Here is a 19,492-nt window from a genome sequence, read left to right on the forward strand (position 1 = left end):
AGGAGAGGCATGGTCAGCAACGAGAGCACGGGTGCGCAGGTGGTGCCTCTCGGGCTCCCTGTCGTCGGCGGTTCGAACGAGCGCCCGACAGGTCACGGCACCGCCGGCCTGCAGGACGTCGAGTACGACCACGGAGGTCGGCTCGAAGCGGTGCGCGCGGGCGAGCTCGGGTCGGTGCACTCCTGGGAGCTGGTGACGGCCGTCGACGGCCCCGGCACCCGGCTCACGGTGTTCCTGGCCGGCTGCCTGCTGCGGTGCCTCTACTGCCACAACCCCGACACGCTGGAGATCCGACGAGGTAAGAGCGTGACCGCCCAGGAGCTGCTCCGTCGGGTCAAGCGCTACCGGGGGGTCATGCAGGCGACCGGCGGCGGGCTGACGCTCTCCGGCGGCGAGCCGATGATGCAGGCGCCGTACGTCCGCACGCTGCTGCGCGGCGCCAAGGCGATGGACGTCCACACCGCGATCGACACCTCCGGCTTCCTCGGAGCATCGTGCACCGACGACATGCTCGACGACATCGACCTGGTGCTGCTCGACGTGAAGTCCGGCCTGGACGAGACGTATCGGCGGGTCACCGGGCAGGAGCTGGCCCCGACCCTGGCGTTCGGCCGTCGCTTGGCGGAGCGCGGCACAGAGGAGGTGTGGGTCCGCTTCGTGCTCGTGCCGGGCCTGACCGACGCGGTCGAGAACGTCGAGGCAGTGGCGCAGTACGTCGCGTCGCTGGGCTCGGTCGTCACCAGGGTGGAGGTGCTGCCCTTCCACCAGATGGGCCAGGACAAGTGGGCCGAGCTCGGGATGACGTACGAGCTGGACGGCGTCCCCGCACCGGGCCCCGAGCTGATGGCCCGGGTCCGGGGCCAGTTCCGTGCGCTCGGCCTGACCACGTACTGACGGGTGGCCGGTCCTGCGACGAGGACGGTGCCACGTCACCGCGTCTGTCCGCCTCGCGCAGCACACCGTCAGAGCGGTGCTGGCCCGCAGCCCGACCCGAGCCGTCGTCGGGGAAGTCCTCGCTGCTGTTCACCATGGACGTGCCGCGACGGCTCAGGGTCGGGGGCGCGTGCGGACCCACGGGCGCTCGTCGCGGCGCCGGCCCATCCCGGCGGCGCAGCGCGGGCAGACGTGCGCGACCTCGTCGGCATGGCGACCGGTCGCCGGCTGTACGTCGGCCCAGGTCACGTGAGGGAAGCGGCCCAGCCTGCTGCGGTGCAGGCTGAGCCCGCACACCGTCTGGTTCGAGCCGCTGCGCCAGGCGTGCACCTCGCCCGCGGGTCGACGCACACCGTCTGGATCGGTCCAGGTGCCAGTCGCCGCCACCGCGGCACCTGCAGAGACCGACGCGCGCACTTTGCCACCTCCGACACGGTCGTCGCGGCTCGGTTCTCGGCGCGGTTCCAGATTTCCACGCCTGTCGGCCTGCCGCCTCTCCGTCGCCCGAGCGGGTTGTCGCCGGTCCGGAACCTCAGCGCGGGCAGTTGTGCGACGCGACACTCCCGAGGTGGTCGACTCGCGGCGCACAGGTCGAGTCCTTGGGACCGCCCCGGGCGGACACGCGACCCACTCACCGGGGCCCCCGCGGTCTGGGAAGCCCAGGGGCTGTACTGACCTCAGTACCCGGTGGGCCGCAGCGGCGCTATGACCTGCAGCTCCGTAGCGAGGGGTGTTTGCGGATGTGTCGCGGCGCAGGTCCCGCGGGCATTTCTGTAACAACCCGGCCCGCGCCGCGCCCTGGGATCACGAAATCAGCACCCGTCCATATCGGGCATCACTCCGCCGGCGAATCGGTACTGGGAGCAGGACGGGCGAGTGTCCGCTGGAGAACACCTGCTGCATCGCGGCGATGGGACTGACGGAACCGTCCCTGTCCTTCCCGGGTGGCGCGGTGAAGAGTACCTGCCGGTACACGCCTGCTCCGAACTGGTCCGGGACCGACAGCGTCGGGTTCGGGGTCTCCGACGGTCGCGGGGGCACCGCCACCGGGACGGCGACGGTCACCGTGAGGCCGGTCAACGACCTGCCCGCGGCGTCGTTCACGCTGTCGGCGCCGACCCCGGTGACGGCGCCCGTGACGGTGACGGTGGACGGCACGGCCAGCGCGGACGTCGAGGGGATCGCCGCCTGGTCCTGGGCCTTCGGGGACGGCGGCACGGCGAGCGGCTCCACGGCCACCCACCGCTACGCGGCAGCGGGCACGTTCGAGATGACCCTCACCGCGACCGACTCCGACGGCGCGACGGCGACCAGCCGCCGCTCCGTGACCGTCGCCGCACCGGCGCCCCTGCGTGACGGCGTCACGCTCACCCGCACGGGCAGCCAGTCCTGCCGGTACTCGGGCGAGACCAGCAGCGGGAACGTGGAGCTCGTACGCAGCGGCACCAAGATCACGCACGTGCGCGGCACCGCCGTGGTCGGGACGGCGACGGTCACCTTCAACGTCGTCATCGACAAGGGCCTCGGGACCGGCACCACCCGGTTAGCCGATGCGGCCAGGCCCGCGGACCTGGTTACCTTGCAGAAGTCGCCGGTGACCACCACGGGGACGTCGAGCGTGGGAGGGACCGCGTCGTGGACGGCGTCCGGGGTGAGGCAGCAGCTCGTGTGGTCGGTCGTCGACCGCGCGTGAATGCCGTCCGGGGACGCACGGCCGCGGTGGTCGCCACCGCGGCGTGCGTCCTCGGGGCCCTGGGGGCCTGCGGCGGGGACGACGTGACGCCGCCCCCGGGCCGCGTCTCCTCCACGGCCGCAGCCGACCCCCAGCCCGGCACGCAGGAGGCGCAGGACGTCGTCCTCCGCCTGACCCGTGAGGGGGGTCTGGCCCCGGGTCTCGACCTGCGGGCCCCGCTGCTCACGCTGTACGCCGACGGTCACCTCGTTACGGGCACCGCCCAGGCGCCTCTCGTCCGGCTGCTGCCGGCGGAGGTCACGACGCGGGTGAGGGCCGAGCTGGCCGCGGCGCTGAGCGCCCCGGCCGGGCCGCCGGAGGCGGCGCAACCGGACCGGCAGGTCGTCGTCGCGGCGGGCTCTCTGGACGGGCGCGCCTGGCGTGAGGCCCTCGACGGGCCGAAGGACGGCCCGACCCGTGCCTCGCGGCTCGACGAGGTCGCCTCGTGGCTGGAGGACGACACCCGGCTCGCGGGCGAGGGGGTCGGGCCGGCCGTCCCGTTGCTCGTGCAGCGCGTCGCGGTGGCGGCCTCGCCCGCGACCGCGGTGGCGCCGGCACTCTCGTGGCCGGACGCCGCGGTGAGCCTGCGCGACCTGCCTTCGCCGCCCGGGTGCCGGCTCGTGGACGGACCCGCCGCCGCCGGTCTCGTGGCCACGCTGGCACCGGCGGCGCAGGGGAGCACCTGGCGGGACGGGGACGTGACCGCGAGGGTGCGCTGGCGGGTGGTGCTGCCCGACGAGCAGGGCTGCGGCTGAGCGACCCGCCGCTGGATCACGCGCCGTCAGCCGGGGTGCTGCTGGGCAGGTCCGCGGCTGGCAGGTCGACGACGGGGTCCGCGATGCTCGCGGCCTCCAGGGCCCAGGAGAGGGCGTGGTCGGCGACCGCGCCCAGCCCGGCGTGCCGCGAGCCGGGACGCGTGTGGCCCGCCCCCACCGGGGGACGGGCCACCTCGACAGATGCGGACGATGAGCCGAAGCGGGCCCGAGATGTAGTCCTCGGTCGCCTTCTCCACCGGGTTCGAGAAGATCTTCGTGGTGTCGCCCATCTCTTCGGCCCCGAGCTGGTCTGGTCGCCGGCGATCCCGGAGCGCGCCGCGGTCAAGGACGCGGCCGACACTGCCGTTCACGTCGGTGACCTTCCCGACCAGCTCGGGATCGGTGGAGAACCGGAACGACTCCGCGCGCCACGACTGGACCCCATAGGCCCGCCACGCCCGCGCGACCGTCGAGGCGCTGATCTTGAGGCGGTCGGCCAGCAACCGGCTCGACCAGTGCGTGACCCCGAGCCGCTTCGGTGGCGGCTTGAGGGTCGCGGTCACGATCGCCGCGTGGTCCAAGGTCCGCGGCCGGCCCGGGCGCGGTTCATCGACCAGCCCGGCCAGCCCGTGGCACTGGTACCGCTCACGCCACAGCAGCACGGTCGGGACCGACACCCCGACCGCCACCGCGATCCGCGAGTTCGCCACCCCGTCCGCTGCCAACAGCACGATCCGCGCCCGCCTCGATCGTCGACGCCCGAACCCGACGCTCCAGCTCGGCCCGGTCACCCTCACGCAACATCAACGCCGGAGCAGGTCTGTTCGCCACACCCCGTGATCCCGAAACCCAACCAAAAGGTCATTTCCGACGCGCGACACTTGCACAGCCCCGTGGTCATGCGCAATGTGCAAACACTGGGCGGTCAATCCGCAAACACCCCTAGCGAGCGGACGACGGGAATCGAACCCGCGTAGCCAGTTTGGAAGACTGGGGCTCTACCATTGAGCTACGTCCGCAGAGGTCCGGGACCCGGACCGCGGCACCCAGGGTACCGGGTGCGGGCGGGCCCGCTGTCCAGTGTCGGCCCCGGCTGTCGAGAACCTGTCACCGCGATCCGCCGGCTCGTCGCGTCCGGTCGTGGACGGCCTCCGAGCCGGTCGCCGCTAGAGTCGGGCACGAGTCGCTGGCGGACCGGCGGATCGCATGCGGTCCAGGGGTCTGCGGCAACGGGGTGTGGCGCAGTTGGTAGCGCGGGGCGTTTGGGACGCTCAGGCCGCAGGTTCGAGTCCTGTCACCCCGACACAGCACCACGTCGCGCGGCCGGCGGAGCCCGGAAGATGGGCTCAACTATCGCGAACCGTGCCCGATGGACGTGAGTAGTGGGCCGATCGCCCGCTCCCCGCCCACAGGAGCCACACCATGTTTCGCCGGCCTGCCCCGAGCACACCGTCCACCGGGTCCGACGACGAGGGCCGCGCCAACATCGACGCGATCACCGCCGTCGTCGAGGCCCTCGCCGCCCCTGGCACCGTCACCGCGAAGGTCGCGAGCGTGCTCGACCTCGTCCGCGCCCGGTTCGGGTGGGCCTACGGGTCCTACTGGACCATCGGTGACGGCGGCGTGCTCCGGTTCGCGCAGGAGTCGGGGGACGTGAGCCCCGAGTTCCGTCGGGTCACCGCGGAGGCGACCTTCGCCCCGGGGGTGGGCCTCTCAGGCAGGGCGTGGAAGACGCGTGACCTGGTGGTCGTCGACGACCTGGGCGCGGTGACCGACTGCCCCCGCGCACCCGTCGCGCGCAAGGTCGGTGTCCGCTCGGCCGTATGCCTCCCGATCGTCGCGAACGGGGATGTGGTCGCGACGATGGACTTCATGTCCACCGAGGAGCGGGAGGTCTCGCCGGTGCGCCGGGCGACCTTGAGCAGCATCGGCGTGCTGGTCTCGCAGGCCCTGACGCGCGCGGCCGTCGCGGAGGACCAGGACGCCGCTGCGCGCGACCTGGCCGCCGTGAACAGGGTCCTGCGGGCGATCACGACGGCCACGACCTACGCGGCCGCGTACAGCGCGGCCCTGGACACGGTCCGTGAGGGCTTCGGCTGGGAGTACGGCTCGTACTGGGCCGTCGACCCGTCCGACGACGCCCTGCACTTCGTGCAGGAGTCCGGCAGCGCGGGTGACGAGTTCCGGGAGGTGACCGTCACGGCGTCGTTCCGCGAAGGGGTCGGCCTCTCCGGACGGGCGTGGCGGTCACGGGACCTCGTCTTCGTGGCGGACCTCGCGGAGCTGACCGACTGCGTCCGGGCACCTGCGGCGGGCCGGGCCGGGGTCCGATCCGGTGTGTGCCTGCCGATCATCGTCGACGGCGAGGTCATCGGGACCATGGACTTCTTCACCACGACGCGGCTCACGCTGTCCGACGCTCGGGCGGACGCGCTGCGCAGCACCGCCTTCCTGATGGCTCAGGCGCTCGCGCGGTTCGCCGCAGGTGAGCGTCTGACGACGGCCGGTCGCCAGCTCGTCACGCTGATCGAGAAGGTGGAACGCAACGTCGTCGCGGCGGCGGCGGTGGCCAACGACGGGCGCGAGCTGACGGGTGAGGCGAACGCGAAGGTGGGGCTGCTCGGCGCGGCCAGCGCCGAGATCGGTCAGGTCGTCAAGGTCATCCAGGGCATCGCCGCGCAGACGAACCTGCTCGCGCTGAACGCGACGATCGAGGCCGCGCGTGCCGGTGAGGCCGGCAAGGGGTTCGCCGTCGTCGCGAACGAGGTCAAGGACCTCGCGAACGCGACGGCGGCCGCCACCCGGGACGTCGACGCGCGGGTCCTGGCCATCCAGGAGCAGGTCGGGGGCGTCATCGGCTCGCTCGCCGAGATCAGGGACGTCGTCGAGCGCATCAACGAGACCCAGACGACCATCAGCGGGGTCCTGTCCGAACAGGTGGAGACCACCCGGCGGATCCTCGCCTGAGGACCCCGGTCGCGGTCCGTCGAGGGCTTTGGCGGGAGATCGGCGCCGTGGCGTAGCATCGAGGGTCGCCTGTGCGAGCCCGAGCCGGTTGCGCGCAGCCCTCAGAGCGTGCCATTCAGCCGGATATCGCCGGCGCCCGCCCAGAATCAGTTGGAGATCATCGAAGTGAAGAGCGCCGTCGAGACCGTGGAGCCCACCAAGGTCAAGCTGACCGTCGAGGTGACGTACGACGAGCTCAAGCCGAGCATCGAGCACGCCTACAAGCACATCGCCGAGCAGGTCACCGTGCCGGGCTTCCGCAAGGGCAAGATCCCGCCGCGCATCATCGACCAGCGCGTGGGCCGTCCCGCGGTCATCGAGCACGCCGTGAACGAGGGCCTGTCCGGCTTCTACGCCGAGGCCGTCCGCGAGAACAAGCTGCGCCCGCTCGGCCAGCCCGAGGTCGAGGTCACCAAGGTCCCCGGCCTCGTCGCAGGCGAGGACGAGGGCGAGCTGCACTTCACCGCCGAGGTCGAGGTCCGTCCCGAGATCACGGTCCCGGCGCTCGACGGCCTGGCGATCTCGGTCGACGACCTCGAGGTCTCCGACGAGGACGTGCAGGGCCGCCTGGACGCGCTGCGCGAGCGGTTCGGCACGCTCGTCGGCGTCGACCGCCCCGCCGTCGAGGGCGACTTCGTGGTGCTCGACCTCGTCGCGAGCATCGACGGCGAGCAGGTCGACTCCGTGAGTGGCGTCAGCTACCAGATCGGCGCCGGCAACATGCTCGAGGGCCTCGACGAGGCGCTCACCGGCCTGTCGGGCGGCGAGTCCACGACGTTCGAGACCGCTCTTGCGGGGGGCGAGCACGCCGGCGAGACCGCGCAGGTCACCGTCTCGGCGAGCACCGTCAAGGAGCGCCAGCTCCCGGAGGCCGACGACGACTTCGCCCAGCTCGCCAGCGAGTTCGACACGCTGGAGGAGCTGACCGCCGACCTGCGCGAGCAGGCCGCGCGCATCAAGGCTTCCAACCAGGCCGTGCAGGCGCGCGACCTGCTCCTGGAGAAGCTGCTCGCGGGTACCGAGATCCCGGTGCCGAGCGGCGTCGTGGAGGCCGAGGTGCACCGTCACCTGGAGGGCGAGGGCCGTCTCGAGGACCACGAGCACCGGGCCGAGGTCAGCGAGCAGGCGGCGACCGCCCTGCGCAACCAGATCCTGCTCGACACGCTCGCCGAGCAGCTCGAGATCAAGATCAGCCAGCAGGAGCTGCTTGACTACCTCGTGAGCGCGTCGCGTCAGTACGGCATGGACCCGAACACGTTCATCCAGACGGTCGACCAGCAGGGCCAGGTGCCCGCGATGGTCGCCGAGGTCGCCCGGTCGAAGGCGCTCGCCGTCGCGCTGCGTCAGGTCGCCGTGACCGACGCCGCCGGCCAGGTCGTGGACCTCAGCGAGTTCATCGGCTCGGACGAGGAGGACGCCGCCGAGGCCGCCTCCGAGCAGGAGTCGACCGCGGTGGCGGGCTCCGACGCCGCGACGGCGATCCCGGCGGTCTGACCCGCACGCACGAACCTCTCGAGGGCCCCGCACCGTGACCGGTTCGGGGCCCTCGTCGTCCCGCTGCGCCGTCCGTGGTCCTGGCTGCGCCGTCAGCGAAAACCTCGGGCGCCGCGCCCTGAGGGGGTGCGCCCGGGCGTTACTGTCACTGCAGCGCGCGGCGGGGACGCCCCGGGTGCGCGCTGCAGGACCAGCAGCGGACGTCAGACGAAGGAGCCTTCGTGAACGAGCAGATGCCGGCGATCGCCCGGGCGGACTCCCCGGGCCTCGGCCTCAACGACCACATCTACAACCGACTGCTGCGTGAGCGGATCATCTGGCTGGGCTCCGAGGTGCGCGACGAGAACTCCAACGCGATCTGCGCGCAGCTGATGCTCCTGGCGGCGGAGGATCCCAGCAAGGACATCTGGCTCTACATCAACTCGCCCGGCGGCTCGATCACCGCCGGCATGGCGATCTACGACACGATGCAGTACATCCAGCCGGACGTCGCAACGATCGCGATGGGCATGGCCGCGTCGATGGGCCAGTTCCTGCTGTCGTCGGGCACCAAGGGCAAGCGCTACGCGCTGCCGCACGCCCGCGTCATGATGCACCAGCCCTCGGGCGGCATCGGTGGGACGGCGACCGACGTGCGGATCAACGCCCAGCTCATCCTGCACATGAAGAACGTGCTGGCCGAGCTGACCGCTGAGCAGACCGGCAAGAGCGTCGACCAGATCAACGCCGACGCGGACCGCGACCGGTGGTTCACGGCGCCCGAGGCCCTCGACTACGGCTTCGTCGACCATGTCGTGACCCGAGCCGGGTCGGTCACCGGCGGCGGCGGCACCGCCTGACCGGCGCCGCGCCCCACCCGAGCCACTTGCACAGAAGGAGAACACCGTGAGCATGGAGTCCCAGTTCATGGCCCGGGCCGGCGGTCTCGCCGGTCCAGCACGGGCCGCCGGCGGCCTGGCCCCGACGTCGCCGTCCGGCCGGTACGTGCTGCCGCAGTTCGAGGAGCGCACCGCCTACGGCTTCAAGCGCCAGGACCCGTACACCAAGCTGTTCGAGGACCGGATCATCTTCCTCGGCGTGCAGGTCGACGACGCGTCGGCCGACGACGTGATGGCTCAGCTGCTCGTGCTGGAGAGCACGGACCCGGACCGCGACATCACGCTGTACATCAACTCGCCCGGTGGCTCGTTCACCGCGCTGACGGCGATCTACGACACGATGCAGTACATCAAGCCGCACATCGTGACGGTCTGCCTCGGGCAGGCCGCGTCCGCGGCGGCCGTGCTGCTCGCGGCGGGCTCGCCCGGCAAGCGCCTGGCGCTGCCGAACGCCCGCGTGCTCATCCACCAGCCGGCGATGGAGGGTGGCGGCTACGCGCAGGCGTCCGACATCGAGATCCACGCCAACGAGCTCATCCGGATGCGCGAGTGGCTCGAGGAGACGCTGTCCCATCACACGGGCCGCGACCTCGAGCTGGTCCGCAAGGACATCGAGCGCGACAAGATCCTCACCGCTCAGCAGGCGGCGGAGTACGGGATCGTCGACCAGGTGCTCGCGAGCCGCAAGGGGGTCATCCCCACGGTGGTGCAGCCCACCTGAGCACGTGCGCCGCCGGGTCCGTGAGGACCCGGCGGCGCCCCTGTTCTGCTCGTCGACCACCACGGAACGCGACACGCCGAGGTCCGGACGGGGGACACGCCGTCGCCACGCGGGTCGGTTCGGCTGACAGGGCGCCCGCCGTGGTGTGCAATGGGGGAGACGTCACCCCGTGGGGTGAGGATGGACGACGCACCGCCCGCCGGGCGGAGGGCGGCACAGGAAGGGGACGCGCGTGGCTCGTATCGGAGACGGAGCCGATCTCCTCAAGTGCTCGTTCTGCGGCAAGTCCCAGAAGCAGGTCAAGAAGCTGATCGCCGGGCCTGGCGTCTACATCTGCGACGAGTGCATCGAGCTCTGCAACGAGATCATCGAGGAGGAGCTCGCCGAGGCCACCGAGGTGGGCATGGTGGAGCTCCCGAAGCCGAAGGAGATCTTCGACTTCCTCGAGCAGTACATCATCGGCCAGGAGTCCGCGAAGCGGGCCCTGGCTGTCTCGGTGTACAACCACTACAAGCGGGTGCAGGCCGGCGAGGCGGGTCGCGCGTCGGCCGACGACCACGTCGAGATCGCAAAGTCGAACATCCTGCTCGTCGGCCCTACGGGCACGGGCAAGACGTACCTGGCGCAGACCCTGGCCCGGATGCTGAACGTCCCGTTCGCGATCGCGGACGCGACGGCCCTGACCGAGGCGGGCTACGTCGGCGAGGACGTCGAGAACATCCTGCTCAAGCTCATCCAGGCCGCTGACTACGACGTCAAGAAGGCCGAGACGGGCATCATCTACATCGACGAGATCGACAAGATCGCCCGCAAGAGCGAGAACCCGTCGATCACTCGTGACGTCTCGGGCGAGGGCGTGCAGCAGGCGCTCCTGAAGATCGTCGAGGGCACCACTGCATCGGTGCCTCCGCAGGGTGGTCGCAAGCACCCGCACCAGGAGTTCATCCAGATCGACACCACGAACGTGCTCTTCATCGTGGCGGGCGCGTTCTCGGGTCTCGACGACATCATCGCCGCCCGTGCACGCAAGCGCGTCGTGGGCTTCGGCGCTCCACTCCTCGAGGCGCACGACGAGGGCGACCTGTTCTCCGAGGTCCGGCCGGAGGACCTGCAGAAGTACGGGCTGATCCCGGAGTTCATCGGCCGTCTGCCCGTCGTCGCCGCGGTCGCCCGGCTCGACCAGGACGCGCTCGTCCGGATCCTCACCGAGCCTCGCAACGCGCTCGTCAAGCAGTACCAGCGCATGTTCCAGATCGACGGCGTCGAGCTGGAGTTCGACGAGGAGTCGGTCGCCGCCATCGCCGACCAGGCGCTGCTGCGGGGGACAGGTGCCCGCGGTCTGCGAGCCATCATGGAGGAGGTCCTCCAGCAGGTGATGTTCGAGGTGCCGAGCCGTGACGACGTGGCTCGCGTGGTCATCACGCGCGACGTGGTCCTGGACAACGTGAACCCGACCCTCGTGCCGCGCGAGACCCCGCAGGACAAGCGCACACCGCGCGAGAAGAGCGCCTGACGGACGGTGCGTCGGGTGCCCGGCCGCTGCCCCTAGGATCGCGGACGTGACCGACCTGCCGGCTCCGATCCCCGCCGAGCTCGGCCGTCTCCGCGGGAGCATCGACAACATCGACGCCGCCCTGGTGTACCTCCTGGCCGAGCGCTTCAAGGCGACCCAGCAGGTCGGCGTCCTCAAGGCCTCGCGCGGGCTGCCCGCGTCCGACCCGGGCCGGGAGGCGCAGCAGGTGGCCCGGTTGCGCGACCTCGCGCACCAGGCCGATCTCGATCCCGTGTTCGCGGAGAAGTTCCTCGCCTTCATCGTCGAGGAGGTCATCCGCCACCACGAGGAGATCGCCCAGGACCACGCCGCACGCGGCTGATCGACCGGTCCTCGGCAGGAGTGGCGCCCGCTCGTCGGGTGGACGAGTGTAGGAGGGTCAGCTCCGGCAGGACGCGCGGGGGCGGAGCGTGCCTGCGGTCGCCGGGGACCTGTCGACCCGGAGGGTGCTGCCCATGGATCTTCGTTGGCTCAAGCCGCTGCTCGGACGCCCGGCCCCATTCACCACCGTCTACCTCGACGCGACCCGTGCCGAGTCCGCCGGCGAGACCGAGACGGCCGACCGTTGGCGTGCGTTGCGGCGGACGCTGGAACGTGACGGCGCGTCGAGCGGGGTGCTGGACGAGATCGGTGATCTCGTCGCCACACCGACCGGCGTCCGGGGACCGCACGGCCGGGTGGTCGTCGCCGATGCGAACGGCGTCGTCGTCGACCGTGTCCTGGCCGAGCCGCCCGCGCAGTCGACCGCCGTCCACGGGCCCGCGCCGGCCCTGCTCCCTGCCGTCCGGGCGGCCGACGAGACCGTGGACCTCCTGGTGGCGCGCGTGGATCGCAACGGTGCGGACCTCGCGCGGACGAGCCACGGGGCGAGCCCGGCGGCCGGGGCGACGTTGGAGCACGTCGAGGGCGGGCACGACGACGTGCACAAGACCCGCGAGGGCGGTCTCGACCGGCGCAGCCAGACGCGCGCCGAGGACTCGTGGCAGCGCAACGCGGAGGCCGTCGCGGCGGCGCTGGACCGGAAGATCGCCGAGCACGCGCCCGACATCGTGGTCCTCACGGGGGACGTCCGGGCCGTCGCGCTCGTCAAGGAGGCTGTCGGACGACCCACCGCCGAGCTGGTCGTGGAGGTGCCCGGCGGGGCGCGCGGCGAGGGAGCCAACCAGGAGTCGTTCGTGTCCAGGGTCTCCGAGGTCGTCACCGAGTTCCGGCACCGCCGGCGGGACACCGTGCTCGACCGGTTCCGGCAGCAGCTCGGTCGCGGCGAGGGCGCCGTGACCGCGCTGGACGACGTCATCGAGGTGCTGCGTCGTGGGCAGGTGGACGAGCTGGTGCTGCACACGTCGGCGCTCACGGCACTCACCGAGCGGGAGCTCTGGGTGGGGCCCGAGCCGTTGCAGGTCGCCGTCGGCGAGGACGAGCTGACGTCGCTCGGTGTCGGAGGTGACCGACGGCGGCTGCCTGCCGGGGTGGCCCTGGTGCGGGCGGCGCTGGGGCAGGACGCCGGTGTGACGTTCGCGGAGAACGGCACGGTGGACCTCGTCGACGGCATCGGTGCGCTGCTGCGGTGGTCCGACGGGTCGACGCCGAGCGAGGCCGTGCCGAGCCAGTCCGCGGACCAGCGACGGCTGCGTACGGTGGTGTGACGCCCGGTCCGGTGCGCGCCGTGCTGCGGTGCGCCCCGGACGGGTCCCGCTGCTCAGCAGACGTCGGTCGCGTCGTCCGCCACCGGGTCGGTCGGCACGTCGTCCGTCGGCACCGCCGGGACGAGCCAACCCGCGAGTGCGACGACGTTCATCCGCAGGATCTCGCGGGCGAACGCGGGGTCGACGTGCGCGGCGACGTCGGCGGCCGAGTGGATGTGGCTGTTGGCGGAGTCGCCGCCCTCGATGGTGAGCACCGCGGGGATGCGACGGTTGATGAACGGCACGTGGTCGCTCGCGAACGGTGACAGCGAGGTCTCGACGGCGAGCCCGGTCACGGCGGCTGCTGCGGAGGCGAGGTCGGCGATCTGCGACGACGACAGCTCCGCGCCCTCGAGGAGCACGGTCGCCGCGCCGGTGTTCCGGGTGCCGATCATGTCCATGTTGAGCACCGCGCGGATCCGGGTCCGGTCCGTCCGGGGGAGTGCCGCGACGTGCTGGGTGCTGCCGAACAGCCCTTCCTCCTCACCACCGAACAGCACGAGCCGCAGGTCGTGCCGCCATGCACGGGTGGCGAGGACGCGAGCCAGCTCGAGGAGCCCGGCCGAGCCGCTGCCGTTGTCGTCGGCGCCCGGGGCCTGTGCGGTCGGACCGCCCGCCTGGTTGATCGAGTCGAGGTGTGCGGTCACGACGACCAGGCCGTCGCCACCGTCGCCGGTGCGGTCGGCCACGAGGTTCTCGCAGGCGCCCGTCCCGACGGTGACGGGCTCGCGCCGCGTCGTGTAGCCGAGCGCGTCGAGCCGGGCCTGCGCCCCGTCGAGCGCCTGGGCGAACCCGGAGCTCAGCGAGTGACGGGTCGGGAAGCCGGACAGCCAGGCGACGTCGGCCCGGAACGCCTCCGCGTCGACGGCGTCGGCCAGGGCTCGTGCCGCGTCATCGAGCCGTGCCGGGGCGGCGGTGGACGGCTCGGCGATCGCGATGCCGTCCGGCAGCGGCATGACCCGCCAGTGGTCGGTGCTGCCGAGGTCCACCGAGCCGTCCACGACGAGGTGCCGGCCGTGGGCGAGGATGGGCCGCACCCCCGGGTGCGCGTGCTCGAACGCGCGTCCGACCTGCGTGACGAGCCGCAGGGCGGCGGTACGGGTACCTCGGGTCCGGGAACCGTCGGCGCCGGTGCTCCCACCGGCGTCGTCGGGCGCCGCGTCCCACCGGATCTCACGGCCCCCGACCCGGGCGCGGAAGGCCTGGGCGACACCGGCGGCATCCTCGGCACGGTCGCCGGCCGGGACCGTGCGGGCGGCGCTGCGGTCGTCGACGACGACATAGGTGACGCCGCTCATGGCTCCTCCACGACCTCGAGGCGGTCGGCGTCGAGGCGCACGACCCGCAGCGTCCGGCTGCCCTGCTCACCGTCGCCGGTGAGCACGAGCCGGTCCGGCGACGGGGCGGTCCATCGCCCCGTCCGCCGGGTCTCCGTGTCGTCGCGACCGATCCCGAGCTCCGTCATGGTCCCGTCGGGGGCCAGCTCGATGCCGCGGCGCAGCCGGGCGGGCGGCAGGTTGCTGCCGCGCGCCCGGTACACCGTCACACCGTCGTGGTCCTCCTCCGGGGTCCGGATCCAGCCTCCGGTCAGACGGGCGTCGTCGCCCATGTCGTCGACCTCCTCGTGCGCGTCGTCGGTCGTCCCAGCGTGCCTCACGGGCGCGGGGGCGTCCTCCGGGTGCCCGCGGGGGCGTCCGTCGTCACCGTGTCGAGGTCGGCAGGCGAGTGCGGGACCTCCGCGGTGCGGATGTTGCTGATGATCCCGCCGAGCGACTCGTACCCCGTGACGCTCGGACCCCACGCGGAGCCGTCCCACCACTTGTGGTAGAGCGCACCATCGGTGCCCTCGACGAACACGTCGAGCCGGTTCGGGCCCCAGGACGTGACACGGGGCGGGGAGACGCAGGCGCCACCCATGAACTCCCAGTCGGTCACCGACGGCCCCCAGCCCGAGCTGCGGTCGTACCACTTGTGGTAGAGCGCGCTGTCGGTGCCGATGACGAACACGTCGAGCCGGCCGTCGCCCCACGAGACGACCGTGGGCGGGCTGGTGCAGATGCCGCCCAGCGACTCGTAGTCGGTGACGCCGGGACCCCATGCCGTGCCGTCCCACCACTTGTGGTAGAGCGCGCTGTCGGTGCCGATGACGAACACGTCGAGCCGGTTGGCGCCCCACGACACGGCGGTCGCCGGGCTGGAGCAGATGCCCCCCATGTACTCGTAGCCGCTGACGCTCGGACCCCACGCCGACCCGTTCCACCACTTGTGGTAGAGCGCGCTGTCGGTCCCGACGACGAACACGTCCAGCCGGTTGGCGCCCCACGACACCGCCTCGGGGCGACCGACGAGCGTGCCGCCCATGGCCTCCCAGTCGGTGACGCCCGGCCCCCACGCGGTACCGTCCCACCACTTGTGGTACAGCCCGTGGTCGGTTCCCACGACGAACGCGTCGAGCCGGTTCGGCCCCCAGGTGACGAGCTTCGGGGTCTCCAGGCAGGTGCCGCCGAGCGACTCCCAGTCGGTCACGCTCGGTCCCCACGCGGTGCCGTCCCACCACTTGTGGTACATCGCGTGGTCGGTGCCGAGCACGAACGCGTCGAGCCGGTCCGGGCCCCAGGCAGCGACCTCGGGTGCACTGAGGCTGACGCCGCCCATGTACTCGTAGCCCTGGACGGACGGCCCCCAGGCGCTGCCGTCCCACCACTTGTGGTACATCGCCTGGTCCGTGCCGATCACGAACGCGTCGATGCGGTCGGCGTCCCACGAGACGACCGGACCGGCCGGCTCGGGCATCACCGTCGCGGGCGGCGTGACGTCCAGGAACGACGCGCGGGGTCCTTCGAGCGCGGCCTCCATGCGGGAGGCCTGGCCGTGCGTGAACATGACCATGGCGGCGTCGTCGACGTAGTCCATGTAGTCCATGAACAGGTCGCCGTTGGGCCCGTTGGTGCAGCTGACGTGCGGGAAGGCCGGCGTGCCGTAGTTCTCGCTCGCCTGGTTCGGTGTGTCGTCCACCTCGTCGGAGCCGCTGCAGCCCGTGCCGTCGTCGCCCCAGATGTGGTACAGGTTCAGCCAGTGGCCGACCTCGTGCGTGGCGGTGCGGCCGAGGTTGAACGGAGCGGCGGCTGTGCCGGTGTCGCCGAACGCGGAGTGCAGGATGACGACGCCGTCGGTCTCGGCAGGGCCGCCGGGGAACTGCGCGTAGCCGAGCAGGCCGCCCTGCGCGCTGTGCACGGTGCCGACCCAGATGTTGAGGTAGCGGTCGGACGGCCAGGCGTCGTGACCGCCGTGGGCCGCGAACTTGATGGGGTTGCCGTCCTGGGCGAACGAGGCGGTGGTGGTCGACGTGCGTGTGATGCCCGTGGTCGGGTTGCCGTCCGGGTCGGACGTGGCGAGATGGAACTCGATCCGCGAGTCCGCGACGAGCGGTGCGAAGACGGGCGGGACGATCGCGACGTCCGGGTTGGTGGCGCGGTAGTCGCGGTTGAGCACGGCGATCTGCGACTGGACCTGCGCGTCCGAGATGTTCTCCGTGGCGGCGTGGTAGACCACGTGCACCACGACCGGGATGTGCACGACGCCCGTGAACCGGGCGGTGCTGCGACGGGAGCGTGCCTGGTTCTCGATGGACGACCGCGCGCGGGCGTACATCTCGGACGTGGACAGCAGCTTGCGGTGCTCGTCCATCGTGCCGCACCAGCCACGGGACGTGGGCGGCGGCGGCGCTGCGGCGGTCGGGTGCTCGGGCTCGTTCGGCATGTGGCCGCCGCCCTCGTTCGTGTTGGGCATGACGTGGTCCCCCTCGTGGGTGGGGGCGCACGGGCTCGTCGCGGTCCGTGCCCCGACGGGCGGCGACGAGTCGGGACGATGGTGCTGCGGGCGGCGGCGGGTAGGGCGGGCAGGTGGCCCCCGGCGAGCCTGCCCGATGTCCAGAATGCGCCGGTTCGTCCGGTTTGTTCAAGATGAATAGCGGGTGAGGTCCGGCCCCGGACGCGCGACGACCCGGAGGGCGGCGTGCGTCCTCCGGGTCGTCGGGCTCGACGGCTCAGGCCTGCGCGGTGACCTTCGGCTCGGGTTCGGCGAGCACGGCGTCATGGGCGACGACCTGCTCACCGTCGTCGCCCACGAGGGTCAGCGTGCCCACGACGCGGCCGGCGGCCCGGACGTCGCCGAGGGCCGCGTCCACACCGGCCCGCAGCGCTGTCGGTACGGCCAGGCGGACGGCGGTGATCTCGGTGCGCATCGACACCTTCGCCTCCGACTTCACCTTCCGCAGCGCAGCGAGCGCGGCACCCGCCGCCCCGACCACGGCCGGGTCGGCGTCGGCGGCGGCCGACCGCAGGGGGGCGGCGTCGGGCCACGGCGCACGGTGCACCGAGCCGTCGCGCCACCACGACCAGACCTCCTCGGTCGCGAACGGCAGGACCGGGGCGAAGAGGCGCAGGAGCACGTCCAGCGCGATGCCCAGCGCTGCACGGGCCGACGCCGTCTCGGCGCTCACCTCGGCGGCACCGGCGCCGTAGGCGCGGTCCTTGACCAGCTCCAGGTAGTCGTCGCAGAACGTCCAGAAGAACGTCTCCGAGACCTCCAGGGCGCGGGTGTGGTCGTACGACTCCAGCGCCGCTGTGGCCTTCTCCACGACGTCCACCAGGCCGGCGAGCATCGCCCGGTCCAGGGGGGTCGTCACCAGTGCGGGGTCCAGGACCACCGGCTCGGACGGCGAACCGAAGGACAGTGCGAACTTCGACGCGTTGAGCACCTTGATCGCGAGCCGGCGCCCGATCTTCATCTGACCGACCTCGAAGGCCGCGTCCGTGCCGAGGCGGGCTGAGGCCGCCCAGTACCGCACCGCGTCCGAGCCGTGCTCCTCGAGCAGGCCCATCGGTGTGACCACGTTGCCCTTGGACTTCGACATCTTCTTGCGGTCCGGGTCGAGGATCCAGCCGCTGATGGCGGCCTGCGACCACGGCAGCGAGCCGTGCTCGAGGTGCGAGCGGACCACCGTCGAGAACAGCCAGGTGCGGATGATGTCCTGGCCCTGCGGGCGCAGGTCCATCGGGAACACCCGGGAGAACAGGTCGGGGTCGCTGCGCCAGCCGCCCACGATCTGCGGGGTCAGCGAGCTGGTGGCCCACGTGTCCATGATGTCGGGGTCGCCGACGAAACCGCCGGGCACGCCCCGCTGGTCCGCCGTGTAGCCGGCCGGGACGTCGGAGGACGGGTCGACGGGCAGCTGGTCCTCGGACGGCAGGATCGGCGACTCGTGGTCGACCTCGCCGTGCTCGTCCAGCGGGTACCAGACCGGGAACGGCACGCCGAAGAAGCGCTGCCGCGACACGAGCCAGTCGCCGTTGAGGCCGCCGACCCAGTTCTCGTAGCGCACGCGCATGAACTCGGGCGCGAAGCCGAGCTCGGCGCCGCGGGCGAGGAGCGCGTCACGCAGGGCCTCGTCGCGCCCGCCGTTGCGGATGTACCACTGGCGGCTCGTCACGATCTCGAGGGGCTTGTCGCCCTTCTCGTAGAAGTTGGCCTTGCGCTGCGTCGCCACCGGCTCGCCGTCGAGGTCGCCGGTCTCGCGCAGGCCCGCCACGACCGTCTCGCGCGCCGAGAACGTGGTCTTGCCCGCGAGGTCGCCGAACGTCGCGCGGCCCGTGTCCGTGGCGATCCAGTCCGGGGTGTCCCGGACGATCCGGCCGTCACGGCCCACCACCGAGCGGGTGGGCAGCTGCAGCTCGCGCCACCACTGCACGTCCGTCAGGTCGCCGAACGTGCAGCACATCGCGATGCCGGCACCCTTGTCGGGCTCCGCGCCCGGGTGGGCCAGCACCGGGACCTCGACGCCGAACAGCGGCGTCGTCACCGTGGTGCCGAACAGGTGCTGGTAGCGCTCGTCGTCGGGGTGGGCGATGAGGGCGACGCATGCCGGCAGCAGCTCGGGCCGTGTGGTCTCGATGTGCACGGGCGAGCCGTCCGGCCGGTGGAAGGCCACGCGGTGGAACGCCCCCGGGTAGTCGCGGGCCTCGAGCTCGGCCTGGGCGACGGCCGTCTGGAAGGTCACGTCCCACAGGCCCGGTGCCTCGGCCTGGTACGCCTCGCCGCGTGCGAGGTTGCGCAGGAACGCCTGCTGCGCGACGGCCCGCGACTCGGCCGACACCGTCTGGTAGGTCATGGACCAGTCGACGGACAGGCCCAGCCGGCGCCACAGGGCCTCGAACTGGCGCTCGTCCTCCGCCGTGAGGACCTCGCACAGCTCGATGAAGTTGCGCCGGCTGACCGGGACCTGGTCGCCGGGCTTGACGGGCTTGCCGTCCGTTCCCTGGTGCGGCGGCACGAAGCCCTCGACGTACGGCAGCGACGGGTCGCACCGCACGCCGTAGTAGTTCTGCACGCGGCGCTCGGTGGGCAGGCCGTTGTCGTCCCAGCCCATCGGGTAGAACACCTCACGGCCGCGCATGCGCTGGAAGCGGGCGACGACGTCGGTGTGCGTGTACGAGAACACATGCCCGACGTGCAGCGATCCCGAGACCGTCGGCGGCGGGGTGTCGATCGAGTACACCTCGTCGCGCGTCTTCGTGCGGTCGAACGTGTACAGGCCGTCCGCGGACCACGCGGCACCCCAGCGGTCCTCCACACCGTCGAGCGAGACGCGGTCCGGTACCTCGCGCGCGCCGGTGGTGCTCGGCGTGGTCGGGGCGTGGTCCGGGCGCAGGTCGCTCATGGTCAGACATCTTCCCAG

The 19,492-nt window shown here is 72.1% G+C and carries 15 protein-coding genes and 2 tRNA genes; 11 read left to right on the plus strand and 6 right to left on the minus strand.

Going from position 1 to position 19,492, the window contains the following annotated elements:
* Window positions 1-9: 9 nt before the first annotated feature.
* The 3 genes from pflA (at window position 10) to ACVW07_RS19110 (ending at window position 3,420) form a co-directional block, all read left to right on the plus strand.
* Complete coding sequence (gene pflA, locus ACVW07_RS19100) at window positions 10-894, plus strand: pyruvate formate-lyase-activating protein (RefSeq protein WP_456820776.1); 885 nt, start codon at window positions 10-12, stop codon at window positions 892-894.
* Window positions 895-1,885: 991 nt separating this feature from the next.
* On the plus strand, window positions 1,886-2,626 hold the full coding sequence (locus tag ACVW07_RS19105; RefSeq protein WP_456820777.1) for a PKD domain-containing protein: 741 nt from the start codon (window positions 1,886-1,888) through the stop codon (window positions 2,624-2,626).
* Entirely contained in the window at window positions 2,623-3,420 is a 798-nt protein-coding gene (locus ACVW07_RS19110; RefSeq protein WP_456820778.1) for a hypothetical protein, read from the plus strand. Before ACVW07_RS19105 ends, ACVW07_RS19110 begins: the two co-directional genes overlap by 4 nt.
* Window positions 3,421-3,446: 26 nt before the next feature.
* Here ACVW07_RS19110 and ACVW07_RS19115 read toward each other — a convergent pair whose 3' ends face one another.
* Together ACVW07_RS19115 and ACVW07_RS19120 are read right to left on the minus strand one after the other, a co-directional pair.
* Window positions 3,447-4,151 carry a helix-turn-helix domain-containing protein gene (locus ACVW07_RS19115; RefSeq protein WP_456820779.1) on the minus strand — a complete coding sequence of 235 codons (705 nt, stop codon included), beginning with the start codon at window positions 4,149-4,151 and terminating at the stop codon, window positions 3,447-3,449.
* A gap of 217 nt (window positions 4,152-4,368) precedes the next feature.
* A tRNA-Gly gene (locus tag ACVW07_RS19120) sits at window positions 4,369-4,439 on the minus strand.
* Between the two features lie 211 nt (window positions 4,440-4,650).
* Between ACVW07_RS19120 and ACVW07_RS19125 the strand changes: the two genes are divergently transcribed.
* The 8 genes from ACVW07_RS19125 (at window position 4,651) to ACVW07_RS19160 (ending at window position 12,717) form a co-directional block, all read left to right on the plus strand.
* A tRNA-Pro gene (locus ACVW07_RS19125) sits at window positions 4,651-4,723 on the plus strand.
* A gap of 119 nt (window positions 4,724-4,842) precedes the next feature.
* Complete coding sequence (locus ACVW07_RS19130; RefSeq protein WP_456820780.1) at window positions 4,843-6,387, plus strand: GAF domain-containing protein; 1,545 nt, start codon at window positions 4,843-4,845, stop codon at window positions 6,385-6,387.
* A gap of 165 nt (window positions 6,388-6,552) precedes the next feature.
* A complete protein-coding gene (tig, locus tag ACVW07_RS19135; protein WP_456821126.1) occupies window positions 6,553-7,920 on the plus strand; it encodes a trigger factor in 1,368 nt (455 codons plus the stop codon).
* A 221-nt stretch (window positions 7,921-8,141) separates the two neighbouring features.
* Window positions 8,142-8,759 (plus strand): ATP-dependent Clp protease proteolytic subunit, encoded by a 618-nt coding sequence (locus ACVW07_RS19140; RefSeq protein WP_456820781.1) that lies wholly within the window; start codon window positions 8,142-8,144, stop codon window positions 8,757-8,759.
* 46 nt (window positions 8,760-8,805) lie between these two features.
* Window positions 8,806-9,519, plus strand: coding sequence for an ATP-dependent Clp protease proteolytic subunit (locus ACVW07_RS19145; protein WP_456820782.1), 714 nt, complete (start codon window positions 8,806-8,808; stop codon window positions 9,517-9,519).
* A 232-nt stretch (window positions 9,520-9,751) separates the two neighbouring features.
* Window positions 9,752-11,032 carry an ATP-dependent Clp protease ATP-binding subunit ClpX gene (gene clpX, locus ACVW07_RS19150; protein ID WP_456820783.1) on the plus strand — a complete coding sequence of 427 codons (1,281 nt, stop codon included), beginning with the start codon at window positions 9,752-9,754 and terminating at the stop codon, window positions 11,030-11,032.
* A 46-nt stretch (window positions 11,033-11,078) separates the two neighbouring features.
* Window positions 11,079-11,393: a chorismate mutase gene (locus ACVW07_RS19155; RefSeq protein WP_456820784.1), complete on the plus strand. Its 315-nt coding sequence runs from the start codon at window positions 11,079-11,081 to the stop codon at window positions 11,391-11,393.
* A 133-nt stretch (window positions 11,394-11,526) separates the two neighbouring features.
* Window positions 11,527-12,717 (plus strand): baeRF2 domain-containing protein, encoded by a 1,191-nt coding sequence (locus ACVW07_RS19160; RefSeq protein ID WP_456820785.1) that lies wholly within the window; start codon window positions 11,527-11,529, stop codon window positions 12,715-12,717.
* A gap of 53 nt (window positions 12,718-12,770) precedes the next feature.
* On the opposite strand, the gene ACVW07_RS19165 is transcribed toward ACVW07_RS19160, so the two are convergent.
* The 4 genes from ACVW07_RS19165 to valS all read right to left on the minus strand — a co-directional run bounded on the left by ACVW07_RS19165 (window position 12,771) and on the right by valS (window position 19,474).
* Window positions 12,771-14,054 carry a M28 family metallopeptidase gene (locus ACVW07_RS19165; RefSeq protein ID WP_456820786.1) on the minus strand — a complete coding sequence of 428 codons (1,284 nt, stop codon included), beginning with the start codon at window positions 14,052-14,054 and terminating at the stop codon, window positions 12,771-12,773.
* Complete coding sequence (locus ACVW07_RS19170) at window positions 14,051-14,413, minus strand: hypothetical protein (protein WP_456820787.1); 363 nt, start codon at window positions 14,411-14,413, stop codon at window positions 14,051-14,053. The genes ACVW07_RS19165 and ACVW07_RS19170 overlap by 4 nt, the downstream gene beginning before the upstream one ends.
* Window positions 14,410-16,545: a M43 family zinc metalloprotease gene (locus tag ACVW07_RS19175; protein WP_456820788.1), complete on the minus strand. Its 2,136-nt coding sequence runs from the start codon at window positions 16,543-16,545 to the stop codon at window positions 14,410-14,412. Before ACVW07_RS19175 ends, ACVW07_RS19170 begins: the two co-directional genes overlap by 4 nt.
* A gap of 256 nt (window positions 16,546-16,801) precedes the next feature.
* Complete coding sequence (gene valS, locus ACVW07_RS19180; RefSeq protein WP_456820789.1) at window positions 16,802-19,474, minus strand: valine--tRNA ligase; 2,673 nt, start codon at window positions 19,472-19,474, stop codon at window positions 16,802-16,804.
* Window positions 19,475-19,492 lie beyond the last annotated feature (18 nt).

This window comes from Cellulomonas sp. URHB0016 (assembly GCF_054057935.1).

What these genes read in the sequence shown, in the direction of transcription:
- ACVW07_RS19165 (WP_456820786.1), bottom strand. Translation starts at nt 14,054, where the DNA reads ATGAGCGGCGTCACCTATGTCGTCGTCGACGACCGCAGCGCCGCCCGC.
- ACVW07_RS19160 (WP_456820785.1), top strand. Translation starts at nt 11,527, where the DNA reads ATGGATCTTCGTTGGCTCAAGCCGCTGCTCGGACGCCCGGCCCCATTC.
- ACVW07_RS19130 (WP_456820780.1), top strand. Translation starts at nt 4,843, where the DNA reads ATGTTTCGCCGGCCTGCCCCGAGCACACCGTCCACCGGGTCCGACGAC.
- valS (WP_456820789.1), bottom strand. Translation starts at nt 19,474, where the DNA reads ATGAGCGACCTGCGCCCGGACCACGCCCCGACCACGCCGAGCACCACC.
- pflA (WP_456820776.1), top strand. Translation starts at nt 10, where the DNA reads ATGGTCAGCAACGAGAGCACGGGTGCGCAGGTGGTGCCTCTCGGGCTC.
- ACVW07_RS19175 (WP_456820788.1), bottom strand. Translation starts at nt 16,545, where the DNA reads ATGCCCAACACGAACGAGGGCGGCGGCCACATGCCGAACGAGCCCGAG.